This window comes from Azospirillum sp. UENF 112521 (genome assembly GCF_058780665.1).
Genome location: NZ_JBSNCI010000004.1, coordinates 270,830 through 285,701 on the forward strand (window position 1 = coordinate 270,830; position 14,872 = coordinate 285,701).

Annotated in this window: 7 protein-coding genes; 5 read left to right on the forward strand and 2 right to left on the reverse strand. The window is 68.8% G+C overall.

The genetic code is table 11. The annotated features are described in order from the left end of the window. The first annotated feature begins 830 nt into the window (after positions 1 to 830). The 5 genes from ACWPN8_RS21945 to ACWPN8_RS21965 are packed head-to-tail and all read left to right on the forward strand — an operon-like array spanning position 831 to position 12,175. Complete coding sequence (locus tag ACWPN8_RS21945) at positions 831 to 6,449, forward strand: beta strand repeat-containing protein (RefSeq protein WP_492242276.1); 5,619 nt, start codon at positions 831 to 833, stop codon at positions 6,447 to 6,449. Next, a complete protein-coding gene (locus ACWPN8_RS21950) occupies positions 6,446 to 7,498 on the forward strand; it encodes a POTRA domain-containing protein (RefSeq protein WP_492242277.1) in 1,053 nt (350 codons plus the stop codon). Before ACWPN8_RS21945 ends, ACWPN8_RS21950 begins: the two co-directional genes overlap by 4 nt. Next, positions 7,464 to 8,213 carry a ShlB/FhaC/HecB family hemolysin secretion/activation protein gene (locus ACWPN8_RS21955; RefSeq protein WP_492242278.1) on the forward strand — a complete coding sequence of 250 codons (750 nt, stop codon included), beginning with the start codon at positions 7,464 to 7,466 and terminating at the stop codon, positions 8,211 to 8,213. Before ACWPN8_RS21950 ends, ACWPN8_RS21955 begins: the two co-directional genes overlap by 35 nt. A 21-nt stretch (positions 8,214 to 8,234) precedes the next feature. Next, positions 8,235 to 10,109 carry a tetratricopeptide repeat protein gene (locus tag ACWPN8_RS21960; protein WP_492242279.1) on the forward strand — a complete coding sequence of 625 codons (1,875 nt, stop codon included), beginning with the start codon at positions 8,235 to 8,237 and terminating at the stop codon, positions 10,107 to 10,109. Continuing rightward, positions 10,106 to 12,175, forward strand: coding sequence for an O-linked N-acetylglucosamine transferase, SPINDLY family protein (locus tag ACWPN8_RS21965; RefSeq protein WP_492242280.1), 2,070 nt, complete (start codon positions 10,106 to 10,108; stop codon positions 12,173 to 12,175). The genes ACWPN8_RS21960 and ACWPN8_RS21965 overlap by 4 nt, the downstream gene beginning before the upstream one ends. A 250-nt stretch (positions 12,176 to 12,425) precedes the next feature. On the opposite strand, the gene ACWPN8_RS21970 is transcribed toward ACWPN8_RS21965, so the two are convergent. Then, the gene (locus tag ACWPN8_RS21970; protein WP_492242281.1) at positions 12,426 to 13,778 is read right to left on the reverse strand and encodes an ABC transporter ATP-binding protein; all 1,353 of its coding nucleotides are present in this window, start codon (positions 13,776 to 13,778) and stop codon (positions 12,426 to 12,428) included. A gap of 45 nt (positions 13,779 to 13,823) precedes the next feature. Continuing rightward, entirely contained in the window at positions 13,824 to 14,846 is a 1,023-nt protein-coding gene (locus tag ACWPN8_RS21975) for a rhamnan synthesis F family protein (RefSeq protein ID WP_492242282.1), read from the reverse strand. Between the last annotated feature and the right edge of the window lie 26 nt (positions 14,847 to 14,872).

The window sequence follows — 14,872 nt, forward strand, 5'->3', positions numbered from 1 at the left end:
AAGGATGACCGGACTCTGGCTTCCATCGGCACCATACAGGCTAGCCGCCAGCCGGAAAATGAAAGATTGTGAAACATAAAAGCAGGATGAAATATTAGGGCGGTCTTATCGCCCGTCTCCAACAAAAAGAATTCCGGCGTCGGCAAGCTCGAAAGCCCGATCTGGAAAAAGCTCAGGCCACTCCGCTTCGAGACAATTACTGGTAGCTGCCGCCTTTTGAAATAACTGCCGCCAGGAAGCGCTCATTTCGAGAGGCATGGGTGGTGTTCCTGGAAGCCACCGCCTCGAATCGGCTGCCGCAACGCTTCATTGAACACGCCATCCTCGGAAGAGGAGCGGTGCTGCAATCCCTCGCACGCAACCGTGACATTCGTCAGCCGAAGCACAGCCGCGTCGAACGAATCGAACGCAGAGCAAGAAACATAATTTCTTTCAACTAATTGGATGATGAAACCTTCTGAAAGGAAGTGAAAGATAGTGAAAGATAACGAAAAGCCAACTGTTCAAGAGGTTGCAATTCGTTTCATTTACCGACTCACAGGCATTGAGCGAATTCTATAAGATAGCAGAATGAGGTAATTACTTTGAGACAGGGCGGCAGTCCCACGTGATGTTCGTCCGGAACCCGACCGGATCGGCGGCACGGGAACCACTGCGGGCGAAGGTTCGACGATGGAACATGGTGATGAGCAACCATTAGGTTGCACCCCCTAAAGGACCGCCATGGTCTGGCACGCCGCGCCGGGGTTCCGGGCCTGTCCCGAACCTCCGGCAAAGCCTTCATATCCCTCAAGTCAACCGGCAAATCTTCCTGGAACAAGGTGCGTGCGATGCGTTACGGATCCCTGCGGGTGCTGCTGTTCTCCACGGTCGCCATCCTCCCCACCAGCGCCGTCCTGGCGCAGACCGCGCCGATGCTGCCGGTGGAGGGCGCCTTCGTGGCGGGGCGCGGCGGCATCAGCCGCTCCGGCGCCACCATGACCGTCGACCAGACGACCGCGCGCGGCATCATCGAGTGGAAGGACTTCTCGATCGGCCAGGGCGCCACCGTCCAGGTCAACAACGGCGCGGGCGCCACGCTGAACCGGGTGACCGGCGGCAACCTGTCGCAGATCCTGGGCACGCTGAAGGCGACCGGCTCGCTCTACCTGATCAACCCGCAGGGCGTGGTGATCGGCGACAGCGGCGTGGTGGTGACCGGCGGCAGCTTCGTCGCCTCCACCATGGACGTGCTGAACGAGCATTTCATGGCCGGCGGCAGCCTGGTGTTCCGGGGCGACAGCAACGCGACGGTCACCAACCTGGGCAAGATCAGCTCGACCGGCGGCGACGTGGTCCTGATCGCGCGTGAGGTGGTGAATTCCGGCAGGATCAGCGCGCCGAAGGGAACGGCGGCGCTGGCGTCGGGGACCGAGGTGCTGCTCAGCGAGAGCGGGGCCGACGGCGAGCGGGTCCTGGTGCGGGTCGGGACGGCCGGCGGCAAAGTCGAAACGTCGGGGATGATCGAGGCGGCGACGGCGGAGCTGAAGGCGGCCGGCGGCAACGTCTATGCGCTGGCCGGCAACAATGGCGGGCTGGTCCGCGCCACCGGGGTGGAGACGCGCGGTGGCCGGGTGGTGCTGTCGGCGGCGGGCGGCAACGTCACGACGGCGGGCACGGTGGAGGCGAAGACGGCGGCCGGCGACGGCGGGACCGTCAGCGTGGCGGCCACCGCCGTCACCACCGGCACCGGGGCCGGAGCCGTGAAGACGGGCGGGCTGGCGATGCACACCGGCACGCTGTCGGCCAACGGCCGCCGCGGCGGTTCGGTGACGGTGAAGGCCGAGCGGGTGTCGAACCAGGGCCGGCTGTCGGCCGACGGCACCGCCGGCAAGGGCGGCAGCGTCGCGGTTGAATTCGGCAAGACCTACATCGCGCCGTCGAATTCGACGCTGTCGGCACGCGGCGCGACCGACGGCGGGCAGGTGTCGGTGACGGGCGCGCAGGCGGACTCGACGCTGTTCACCTCGGGCCGGCACGATGCGACGGGCGGTCAAACCGGCGGTGCGGTCGATCTGTTCGCCGGCGCCGTCACGATGGTGGACGCGTCGGCCGACGCGTCGGGCGGCGGCAAGGGCGGGTCGATCCGGGTCGGCGGCGACTATCAGGGGTCGGGCGCGATGCTGAAGGCGGGCTCCACCCGCATCAGCCCGACCACCAGCCTGCGCGCCGACGCGACGGGCGCTGCCGGCGACGGCGGCCGGATCATCGTGTGGTCGGAGACGCGGACCGATTATTACGGCGCCGCGTCGGCCAAGGCCGGCCTGAATGGCGGGGACGGCGGCCTGATCGAGGTGTCGTCGCACGACACATTGACCTTCGCCGGGACCGGCGACGCCTCGGCGGCGGCCGGGCGCGCCGGCTCGCTGCTGCTCGATCCCAAGAACATCGTGATCGACAGCACCGCCAACGGCTACCCGCAGTTCCAGCTCAACGACCCCAATCCGGCGGCCGGCAACAAGTTCGGCGCCGTGGTCAAGGCGCTGTCGACCGGCAACATCGTCGTCAGCGCGTCGCAGGACGATTTCGCGGCGACCGACGCCGGGGCGGTCTATCTGTTCAACGGCCTGACCGGGGCGCTGATCTCCACCCTGACCGGTGCCTACAGCAACGACAGGATCGGACAGAATCCCTCCGACATAACCCTGCTCGCCAACGGCAATTTCCTCCTCAACAATCCCTATTGGAACAACGGGACGATCACCAACGCCGGGTTCATCACCTGGGGCAGCGGCGTGACGGGGGTCAGCGGCGTCATCTCCGCCGCCAACAGCCTAGTCGGCACCGCCGCCGACAACTCGATCGGTTCGAGCTGGACCACGCTGTCCAACAGCAACTATCTGGTCGTGTCCTACAACTGGAGCAACGGCACCGCGACCGCCGCGGGTGCGGTGACCTGGGCCAACGGCAGCACCGGCATCACCGGTTCGGTGTCCGCCGCCAACAGCCTCGTCGGCACCGCCAGCGGCGATTACGTCGGGATCAGCTATATAACGCTGTCCAACGGCAACTACCTGGTCAAGTCCGCGTCTTGGGCAAACGGCACCGCGACCAGCGCGGGTGCGGTGACCTGGGGCAACGGCACGGCCGGCGTGACCGGCGCGGTGTCCGCCGCCAACAGCCTCGTCGGAACCACCGCCAACGATGCCGTCGGTTCGCTCATAAACACCCTGTCCAACGGCAATTACATCGTGATGTCCACGGGCTGGGCGAACGGCACGGCGGCCACGGCGGGTGCGGCGACCTGGGGCAGCGGCACCGCCGGCGTGACCGGCGTGGTGTCGGCCACCAACAGCCTGGTGGGAAGCTCCACCGGCGACAGGGTCGGGACCAACATGGTGCCCCTGACCAATGGAAACTACGTGATGATGGCCGGGAGCTGGCGCAATGGCACCGCGACCAGCGCGGGGGCGGTGACCTGGGGCAACGGCACGGCCGGCGTGAGCGGCGTGGTATCGGCCACAAACAGCTTGGTGGGAAGCTCCGCCGGCGACAAGGTCGGTTCGCTCATCACCCCGCTGTCCAACGGAAACTACGTCGTCGCCGCCTATGGTTGGAGCAACGGCACGATGACCTCGGCGGGCGCAGCAACCTGGAGCAGCGGCACGGCGGGCGTGACCGGCGTGGTGTCCGCCGCCAACAGCTTCGTCGGCACCAGTGCCGGCGATCAGATCGGCGAGGCGAAAGCCCTTGCGAACGGCAATTACCTGCTCATCAGCCGGTTCTGGAAGAGCGGCACGGCCACCAATGCCGGCGCGGTGACCTGGGCCAACGGATCGACGGGCATGACGGGAAGCGTCTCGTCCAGCAACAGCCTGGTGGGATCTTCCGCCAACGATAGTGTCGGGTCCAGCGTCTACACCCTGTCGAACGGCAATTATCTGGCAGGCTCCAGCAACTGGAATTACGGGACCGTGATGGCTGCCGGGGCGATCGCCTGGGGCAGCGGCACGGCCGGCGTCACCGGGGTCGTGTCCGCCAGCAACAGCCTGATCGGAACCAGCAGATTCGCCGGGGTGGGCGGACAGGCGACGCAGCTCGCCAATGGCGCCTACGTGCTGCAATCCACCGGCTGGTCGAACGGCACCGTGACCTATGTCGGGGCGGTCACCTGGGGCAGCGGCACCGCCGCCATGACCGGCACACTCTCGGCCGCCAACAGCCTGATCGGAACATCCGCCAACGACAAGGTCGGCGACGGCATCACCGTGCTGTCCAACGGCAATTATCTGGTCAAGAGCCTCTCCTGGAAGAACGGCACCGCGACCAGCGCAGGTGCTGTGACCTGGGGCAACGGATCGACCGGGGTGACCGGCACGGTGTCCAGCGCCAACAGCCTCGTCGGCACCTCCAGCGGCGATTTCCTCAACCTCATCCTCAACCCGCTGAGCAACGGCAATTACGTGGTCCGCGGCACCTTCTGGGACAACGGCACGGCGAGCAACGCCGGCTTCGTCACCTGGGGCAACGGCACGGCCGGCGTCACCGGCGCGGTGTCGGCCGCCAACAGCCTCGTCGGCACCTCCAGCGGCGATTATGTCGGTGCAAACCTGACCACATTGTCGAACGGCAATTACGTGATCCAGTCCACCAACTGGGCCAACGGCACCGCGAGCGGCGCGGGTGCGGCGACCTGGGGCAGCGGCACGGCCGGGGTGAGCGGCACGATCAGCGCGGCCAACAGCCTCGTCGGCACCTCCGCCTATGACGGTGTCGGCTATCAGGTGACCACGCTCGCCAACGGAAATTACGCCGTCTCCAGCTATCAATGGGCCAACGGCACGGCGACGAGCGCGGGTGCTGTGACCTGGGGCAACGGGACGAGCGGCCTCTCCGGCACGATCTCGGAGGTCAACAGCATCATCGGCTCCCAAGCCAGCGCCTGGCTGGGGAGCGATAGCCCCATCGTCGCCGCCGACGGCTCCCTCATCATCTCGTCGCCCCGCGACGGGACCGGCGGCCGGGTCTATGTCATGCTGACGCCGTCGTCGATGGGATACGCCATGGCGGCCGGCCAGACGGTGACGCTGGCGCCCTCGCGCATCACCAGCGTGCTGAACACCGGGACGGCAGTGACGCTGCAGGCCAACAACGACATCACGATCAACAGCGCGATCACGGCGAACAACCCGTCGGGCAACGGCGGGGCGCTGACGCTCCAGGCCGGGCGCTCGATCCTGGTCAATGCCAACATCACCACCGACAACGGCACCCTGACGCTGATCGGCAACGACCTGACGGCCAATGGCGTCGTCGACTCCCAGCGCGACGCCGGCAACGCCGTCATCACCATGGCGAGCGGCACGGCGATCGACGCCGGCACCGGGGCCGTGTCGGTCGAGCTGCGCACGGGCGCCGGCAAGACAAACAGCGCGTCGGGCGACATCACGCTGGACACCGTCACCGGCGGCACGATCAGCGTCCTCAACCAGGGCCTGTCCGTCAACAGCGGGATCACGCTGAACGGCGGCACGCTCACGGCCTCGGGGACCGGCAACGCGCTGGTGCTGGCCGCCGACAACGGCGTCTTCAACAACAGCGGCTCGGCAACGCTCAGCACCGCCAGCGGCCGCTTCCTGATCTATTCCGCCGACCAGCCCACCACGACGCTGGGCGGCCTGACGCCGGGCGTCCTCACCGGCAAGACCTACGCGACCTACGCACCGGGCTCGGTCACCGAGACCGGCGACCAGATCCTCTACGGCAACGGCACGTCTTCGCCGCCCCCGCCGCCGCCTCCTCCCCCGCCGCCGCCTCCGGTATCTCCGCCGCCTCCGCCGGTGGTGGTTTCCCCTCCGGTGGTGGTCTCGCCGCCCGTCGTGGAGACGCCGGTCTCGCCCCCGGTGGTGGTCTCGCCGCCGCCCGTGGTGGTGACGCCGGTCTCGCCTCCGGTGGTGGTGTCTCCCCCCGTCGTGGTTTCCCCGCCGGTCGTGGTGGCGCCGCCCGTCACGCCCACCACGCCCGTCGTGGTCGCTCCGCCTCCGCCGGCTCCCGCCCCGGTTCCGCCGGCCCTGGTGCCGCAGACCACGGTCATCGGCGGCACGGCGTCCGGCACGGTCGGCAATGCCGGTTCGGGAAGCGTGGTCATGGCTCCGGTGACGTCCTTCGTCGCCCCGCCGCCGCCCGCCGCCCCGCCGCCGAACGGGCAACCGGCCGGCCGGGTCGAGGCGTCGGTCAGCGCCGGCGGCTTCCAGGTCGTCTACAGCCAGCCGGCCAACGCCCGGCCCGGCGCTGGCCCCGGCGCGGGAGGCGGATCGGCCTCCATCGCCGGCACGGACGGCACGGGCAATGCGCTCGCCACCGCCTCCAGCTTCTCCACCTTCCGCGCCGACGACAAGCCGGCCGTCGCCATCATCGACGGCGCCAGCGCGTCCACCGGCACCGCCGACGACAAGAAGACCGCCCCATGACCCGCCGTTCCGCCGCCACCCCCGTCTCCCTCTCCCTCGCCCTTCTGCTGGCGGCGGCCCCGGCAGCGGCCCAGGACTGGGAGCGGGTGGCGCCCAAGCAGCCGCCGGCCAACCCGCCGGCCGAGGCCCCGGCCCTGCCGGCCCCGGCACCGGCGGTCCCCGCCGGCGACAGCGTCGTCACCGCCGACCTGAAGGGCCTGCTCTTCGTCCCCGCCGGCTCCGACGTCCGGCGCGGCGGGAGCGACCGCCGCGGTGTCGCCGCCGCCGGCCTCGACATCCCCGACGACCCGGCCTTCCGCGCGGCGCTGGCCTCCCGTCTCGGCCGGCCGCTGACCCTGGACGGGCTCAACGACATCGTCCGCACCACGGTGCTGTGGTTCCGCGAGCACGACCGCCCGCTGGTCGACGTCGTCGTTCCCGAACAGGACGTCACCTCCGGCACCGTCCAGATCGTCGTCGTCGAGTTCCGGGTGGGCGCCGTCGCCGCCGAGGGCAACCGCTGGTTTTCCGACGACCTGCTGACCTCGCAGATCCGCACCCGTCCCGGCGAGCGGGTCCGCGCCTCCACCATGCTGGAGGACATCGACTGGCTGAACCGCAACCCCTTCCGCCACACCGACCTCGTCTACCAGCGAGGCGCCGAGCCCGGCACCACCGACGTGGTCCTGCGCACCGCCGACCGCTTCCCCGTCCGCGTCTTCGGCGGCTACGAGAACACCGGCACCGCCGCCACCGGCCGCGACCGCCTGTTCGCCGGCTTCAACTGGGGCAACGCTTTCTGGGCCGACCAGCAGATCTCCTACCAGATCTCGGCCAGCCCCGACCTGCTCGACCGCGGCCTGCGCGGGCCGGGCGGCGACCCGCGCTCCGTCACCCATGCCGGCAGCTGGTTCGTGCCGCTGCCCTGGCGCCACACGCTGACCGTCTTCGGCAGCTACACCGAGACCCACCCCGACCTCGGCAGCGGCTTCGACCAGACCGGTCGCTCCTCGCAGAATCTCGGCCCGCTACGCGGTGCCGCTGCCCAACCTGGGAACGATCCGCCATGAGCTTCAGGGCGGCGTCGATTGGAAACGGTCGAACAACAACCTGGATTTCGGCGGCAGTTCGGTGTTCCGCAGCAGCACCGACATCGCCCAGGCGGTGCTGGCCTACAGCGCCTCGCGCCCCGACGAGTCCGGTGCGACGGCGCTCAACGCCAGCCTGTTCCACAGCCCCGGCGGCATCGGCGACCGCAACAGCGACAGGGTGTTCCGCACCAGCCGGGCCGGGGCGGACGCGCGCTACAGCTACGCCCGGCTGGGGGTTGACCGGCTGACCCGGCTGCCGGCCGACCTCTCCTGGCTGGTGCGGGGGCAGGCGCAGCTGTCGAGCGGCAACCTGCTGCCGTCGGAACAGCTGAGCCTGGGCGGCAACGCCAGCGTGCGCGGCTATGCGGAGTCCGAGGTGCTGGGCGACCAGGGGCTGCTGCTGTCGACCGAGCTGCGCTCTCCGGAGACGAGCCTGGCGCGGCTGTTCGGCGAGCGCGACCTTGGCGACAGCCTGCAGGGATTGGTTTTCGCCGATTACGGCGTGGCGTCGCAGCGCCACCGCCAGGCCGGGGACGACCGGCACACGGTTGTGCTGGGGGTGGGGCCCGGGCTCCGCTACAGCCTGCCGCCCTACGTGACGCTGAAGCTCGACTGGGGTTTCCAGCTCCGCCAGACCAACATGGGGGAGAACCGCTTCGGCCGCCCCCATCTCGGCCTGTCCATCGCCTACTGAGCCTTCCCGCGGAGCGACAGCATGTCCGGCACGCCGATCCCGCCCCCGTCCCCGCAAACGCAGACGCTGCGCATCGAGGAGGCGGTCGCCCTGGCCGCGGCCCATCACCGGGAAGGCCGGCTGGAGGAGGCGCTCGCCCTCTACGGACCGGTGCAGGCGGCCCGTCCGGCCGATCCGGAGGTGAACGCCCTGCTCGGCACCGTCCTGGCGCAGCTGGGCCGGCTGGAGGAGGCGCTCGCCTTCCTGGCGCAGGCGGAGCGGCTGGCTCCCGGCAATCCGGAGACGGTGAACAATCTGGCGATGGCGCTGGAGCAGGCCGGCCGGACCCGGGAGGCTGCCGACGGCTGGAACCGCCTCGGCAGCCTGTTCTACACCGCGCGACGCTACGAGGACGCGCTCGGCATCTTCGGCAAGGCGCTGGTCCTGGTTCCCGGTCATCTGGGGGCCAACGCCAATCTGGGCGCGACGCTTCAGGCGCTGGGCCGCCACGCCGAAGCGGTGGAGCGGCTGGGCGCCCTGCTGGAGGGGAACCCCGACGAGGCCGAGGCGCACAACAATCTGGGCAACGCCCAGATGGGAGCCGGCGATCTGGAGGCAGCCATCGCCAGCTACCGCCGGGCCATCGCCCTGCGGCTCGATTACTTCGAAGCCTACAGCAACCTCGGCCTCGCCCTGGCGATGCAGCGTCCGCCCGCGACCGGGGAGCACGGACCTGACGGGGGTGAGGCCGGAGACGACGCATCGCCTGTCCCGTCCAGCCAGGACGTGGCCGGCGCGCTGGTCAATCTCGGCAATGCCCGCGGCAGCCTGGACCCGGCGCTGAGCGTGCGGAGCTGCTACGAGAAGGCGCTGGAACTGCGCCCGGACTTCCCGGCCGCCCACTGGAACCTCGCTTTGTGCCTGTTGCTGCAAGGCGATTTCGCCCGGGGCTGGGCGGAGTACGAATGGCGCTGGCGCTGGGAGGGCTTCGGCGAGCAGGTCCGGCCCTTCGCCCAGCCGGTGTGGCAGGGCGAAGGGCCGCTGGCCGTCGGCGGTCCGCTGCTGGTCACCGCCGAGCAGGGGTTCGGCGACACGCTGCAATTCGTGCGCTACCTCCCCCTGCTGGTGGAGCGCGGCTTCACGGTGGTCTTCGAGGCGCAACTGCCGCTTTTCACCCTGCTGTGGCACAGCCTGGGCCGCTTCGGGGTGCGGGTGGTGCCGCGAGCCGACAGCCCGGCCCGCGTCCACGACGACCTACCCTTCGCCCGCCATGTGCCGCTGCTGAGCCTGCCCGCCCGCTTCGGCACGACGCTGACGACCATCCCCGACGCCCTTCCCTACCTGTTCGCCGAACCGACCCGGCAGGCGCTGTGGGCCGACCGTCTGGCCGCCGCCGCCGGCCCGCGGCGCAAGGTCGGGCTGGTGTGGAAGGGCCGTCCCGCCCATGCCCGCGACCGCGAGCGGTCGATGCCGGCCGCCGCCCTCGCCCCGCTGCTCGCCCTGCCGGACATCCAGTTCTTCGCCCTGCAGAAGGCCGATGCCCTGACGGGCGGCATCGGGCCTGGAGACGGGCCGGGAGGCGAGGCGGAAGCCCTGCCGGCCGGCATCGTACCGCTGGACGGGCTGCTGCATGATTTCGCCGAGACTGCGGCCGCGGTGGCGACACTCGATCTCGTCATCACCGTCGACACCGCCGTCGCGCATCTGGCCGGCGCGCTGGGACGGCCGGTCTGGCTGCTGCTGCCTTTCAGCCCGGACTGGCGCTGGCTGCTCGACCGTGACGACAGCCCCTGGTACCCGTCCATGACCCTGTTCCGCCAGAGACGGGCCGGCGACTGGGAGGAGATGGTGGCGGCGGTGGCCGCGCGGCTCGCGGCATTCGTCGAAAACGGGCAGACGAAGAGAACCGGCGCATGACGGCGGACAGGTTGGCGGACAAGCTGGCGGAGGCCGGCGACGCCCTGGCCAAGGGCGATCTGGCCCGCGCACAGGCCCTCGCCGAATCCTTGCTCGCCGATGCGTCCGGCCACCCCGAGGCGCTGTTCATCCTGGCCAGCGCCACCGCGATGGCCGGGGCGGCGGCCGAGGCGGTGCCGCTGTTCCGCCGCAGCATCGAGGCCGGCGGGGCGACGCCGGAGCGGCTCTACAACCTCGCGCTGGCGCTGCACCAGAGCGGCGCGCTCGCCGAGGCCGAGCGGAGCTTCTTCGCCGCCATCCTGCGCGCGCCACGCTTCGCCGAGGCCTATCACGGGCTTGGGGTGACGCTGGCGGCGCGCGGCGATGGCGAGGACGCCGCCGCCGCCTTCCGCCGGGCGGTGGAGGAGCGGCCCGACTGGATCGACGCCCGCCTCAACCTCGCCGCCGTGCTCTCCAACCACCGCCAGCCGCAGGCGGCCTTCGAGGTCTACCGCGACCTGTCGGCCCGACAGCCGCAGAACGGACATTTCCTCTTCCTGGCCGGGACCGCCGCGCTCAGCGCCGATTTCCTGGAGGAGGCCGACCGGCTGCTGCGCCAAGCCCTGCTGCGCGCCCCCCGCGACGCGGGCGTCCTGAACAATCTGGGTCTGGTCCTGGGACGGCTGGGCAGGGTCGGCGAGGCGGTGCACAGCTTCCGGCAGGCAGTCGCCATCAGGAGCGATTACGTTGAGGCATGGTTCGGTCTGGCCGCGGCGCTGGAGGCACAGGGGGATGCCGACGAGGCGCTGGAGGCTTATCGCAAGGTGGCGGAGCTGCGCCCCGACGATCCCGGCGCCGACAGCAACCGGCTGATGGCGCTGAACTACCGCGAACCGCTGGCGCCGGCCGAGCTGTGCGCCGCCCACCGGCGCTGGGGCGAACGGTTCGAGCGCGCACTGTCTCCCCTGCCGGCGCCGGTACCACGCCCGCTGGACGGCCGGCGGCTGCGCATCGGCTACGTCTCGCCGGATTTCCGGCTGCATTCGGTGGCGATGTTCCTGCTGCCCCTGCTGGAGGCGCATGACCGGACACGGGTCGAGCTGTTCGCCTATTCGAACGTCGAGATGCCGGACGTGATCACCGACCATGTCCGGCGGTCGGTCGACGGCTGGCGCGACATCCAGGCCGCATCGGACGCCGCGGTGGGGGAGCGGATTCGGGCCGACGGGATCGACGTGCTGGTCGACCTGACCGGACATACCGCCCGCAACCGGCTGGGTGTCTTTGCCCTTCGACCGGCACCGGTGCAGATCTCGTGGCTCGGCTATCCGGCGACCACCGGGCTGCCGGCGATCGGCGCCCGTTTCACCGACGCCGTCGCCGATCCGCCGGGCGAGGCTGACCGTCACCACGCCGAGCGTCTTGTCCGGCTGGACGGCGGCTTCCTGTGCTATCGCCCGCTGGGGCCGACCCCCGATCCGGCGCCGCCGCCCTGCCTGGAGGCCGGGTTCGTCACCTTCGGGTCCTTCAACACGCTGAACAAGGTGAATCCCCCCGTCGCGGCGCTGTGGGCACGGGTGCTGCACGCGGTGCCGGACAGCCGGCTGGTGCTGAAGGCCGGGCCGCTGATCGACGCTGCGGTGCGCAAGCGGGTGCGCGGGCTGTTCACCGCCCACGGCATCGCCGCCGACCGGATCGAACTGCTGGCGCGGGTCCCCGACAATGACGGGCACCTGAAGGCCTACGGCCGGATGGACATCGCGCTCGACCCCTTTCCCTACAACGGGACGACGACGAGTTGCGAGGCGCTGTGGATGGGCGTGCCGCTGCTGACCCTGCGGGGCGACCGTCACGCCGCCCGCGTCGGCGCCTCGCTGCTGACGGCACTGGGCCGGCCGGACCTGATCGCCGCCGACCCCGAGGACTACATCCGGAAGGCCGCAGCGCTCGCCGCCGACCGGGAAGGGCTGGCGGCCCAGCGCAAGGGCTTGCGTCCGCTGATGCGCACCTCCCGCCTGTGCGACGCCGCCGCCTTCGCGCGGGAATTCGAGCGCCAGTGCTTCGCCTTGGCGCAAGTGGCGGAATAGGCGGGGCTTCCGGTCGCGCTCCCCTCCGGACGCGGCGGGCGGTGGCTCAGGATCGGGCGGAGGGTTTCCGGGATCGGATGGCCGATCAGTCGATATTGCCGATTGAACACCATCGTCGAGCGGACGAAGGAGCATCTCCTCGCCATCCTTCAAATCGCCTTCATCTCGATCCTCTCCAGACGCCTGAAGCGGCTCGTTCCTCAGGAGTCAGCGTGTGACTGCTACAAACAGACACTCAAAAAGTTGCTCCCTACATCAGTTTCAGTTCGATGCGCTGCATAGGCACGCCAACCAGCCCGCGGGCAACATGGCTTGACACCACTTTAAGGAAAAACGCCTCATCCAGCCAGTGATGCTGGACACAATCGCTCTGAGTTCCCTCGGCGATAGCCACTGTCACCGCATAGTCGCCGACAGGCAGATACGGTAACTGGAACTGGAAGGCTGCGCAAAAAGTACGGCCGGGAGGAATAACGGGCGGGTCCTCCTGGAACGTGATGAATGTATTGTCGCCGAACAAGGGCTGGCCCAGCCGGTCTTTCACCAGGAATCCGACGATGGGCTGGGTCAGGGCAACGTGGCTTTGGCAGACGATGCGAAGCACCACATCCTCTCCACCATGGAAACTCGACAGCACCACGCCTTCGGGCGTCGTGACCTGCACGCCCTCCACGGTTGCGCCACGGTTGCCGAACCACGGGGCGTTCGGATTGAAATCGAACAACTCGATCCTGTTCGACCACTCCGATGCCTGAAGCCGCTCGTGCCGGATGTCCCGTCCGGGAGACCGCTCCGCCTGTCGCTGAGGCAGCGAGGGTGGCGGTGCCCGACGTCCGCCGATCTGGAACCGGCCAGCGTCGTCCTGTTGCCGGTACAGGTCGGCCAGATAGTCGTGGCAGACCTCCTTGGCTGGCCCCGCCGCCCGCACGCTTCCCTGGTCGAGCCACACGGCGGTGTCGCAGAGAGCGCTGACCTGACCGATATCGTGCGAGACGAAGAACAGGGTGCCGTGCTCCTTGAAGCGGTGGATGAAGCGCATGCATTTCTGAGTGAAGGCAGCGTCACCGACCGCGAGGATCTCGTCGACGACCAGGATGTCGGCATCGACATGGGCCATCACCGCGAAGGCAAGGCGGGCGTACATGCCGCTGGAATAGAGCTTCACCGGCTGTTCGATGAAGTCGCCAATACCTGCAAACTCGGCAATCGAGTCATAGCGCTCGGCGATCTGCTCGCTCGACAGGCCCAGCACCGAGGCGGCGAGATGAACGTTCTCGCGGCCGGTGAATTCGGGGTTGAAGCCGGCACCCAGTTCCAGCAGTGCGGCGATGCGCCCATTTACCGCGATGCGGCCGGAGGTCGGCGTCAGCGTGCCGCAGAGAAGCTGCAGGAAAGTCGACTTGCCGGAGCCGTTGCGGCCGATCAGCCCGACCGCCTCGCCGGGGCGAACCTCCAGCGAGACATCCCGCAACGCCCAGTACTCGTCGTAATATTTGCGCCGGTGGCCCATAAGCATCTGCTTCAACCGGTCCTGCGGCCGTTTGAAGATCGCATAGGCTTTGCCTAGCATTTGCGCCTCAATCACAGGGGCGTGCATCGTCATCCCTCGCGGGCTCTCGGAAACAACTGGGCTGGTGGCAGCACGGCCTTAAACGCAATGATCTTTCTGCGACACCTCAAGGTGACGGAGGATCAGGTCGGGATCATAGGTGCTGGAACGCTCGATAACCGTGTCCCAACAGTTCACGAACGGCACACGGGCCGGGTTCTTCTGCAGTAGCTCGCGCTTGATGAACGGGCATCCCATGTCGGCAATCAGGTAGTCCCAGAAATAATGGCTGCCGTTGAGCGGGTCGCCACGGTCGACCGCCCCGGTGAGCATGTCCAGATAGTCCTTGTGTCGCCGGCCCAGCGATGGTGAGGAAAGCATGTCGCGGTCTCGCACCGCCTCGCTGATGCCGGACGCAGCCTGCCTGTAGGGATAGAGCGCCGCGCAGCGCAGGCCGGACTTGATCAACGCCCGCGACAGGCCGACCTCATAGCGCAGCACCACCCAGGTCTTGGACTGGACATACCGCAGACGCTGCCAGAACTGCACGAAGGCCGGGCTGAGCAGCGCCGGGCGCTTGAACAGCAGGAAATAGCTTTGCAGGTGATAGCCGAACTGCCAGCTGTCGGTGATGCCCCACACCGCCGCCCGTCCGGAGTCGGTCCGCTTCAGGATCGCATCCAGATTGTGGAAGGGGCCGTAGACGCTGTCGTTCGCCAGCAGCAGTTCATCGAAACGGTCGAGCGGGCCGAGCACACCCAGCCCGTCTTTGAAAGCCCCGAAATCATAGCCGATGTTGCGGCGCCGGATGACGGTGACGCACAGTTCCCGCAGATTGGCGAGCGACCGCTCGGCCAGCGTCGGGGCGTTGCTGACGAAAATCACCTCGAACCCGGCAAGGCGCAGCTGACGCAGATAATAGACCACATAGTCATGGACGATGCCTGCGCGGTCGTAATGGACGAACAGTGCTATCTTCTTCGTACCCTCCAGCGACCGTTCGCCCTCCCAACGCTCCGCTATGTAGTTGTCTCGCCGCCGCAACCAGCTCAGACCGTAAGCGGCATAGGCTACCGCCCGCGGCGCAGTGCGCCGGAGCCACCACCATCCGGCGGATGCCAAGCGGCCGACTTGCCCCAGAATGGAAG

Excerpts from the sequence above, each read along its gene's own strand:
- ACWPN8_RS21945 (WP_492242276.1), top strand. The coding sequence starts at position 831 with ATGCGTTACGGATCCCTGCGGGTGCTGCTGTTCTCCACGGTCGCCATC.
- ACWPN8_RS21950 (WP_492242277.1), top strand. The coding sequence starts at position 6,446 with ATGACCCGCCGTTCCGCCGCCACCCCCGTCTCCCTCTCCCTCGCCCTT.
- ACWPN8_RS21960 (WP_492242279.1), top strand. The coding sequence starts at position 8,235 with ATGTCCGGCACGCCGATCCCGCCCCCGTCCCCGCAAACGCAGACGCTG.
- ACWPN8_RS21965 (WP_492242280.1), top strand. The coding sequence starts at position 10,106 with ATGACGGCGGACAGGTTGGCGGACAAGCTGGCGGAGGCCGGCGACGCC.
- ACWPN8_RS21970 (WP_492242281.1), bottom strand. The coding sequence starts at position 13,778 with ATGACGATGCACGCCCCTGTGATTGAGGCGCAAATGCTAGGCAAAGCC.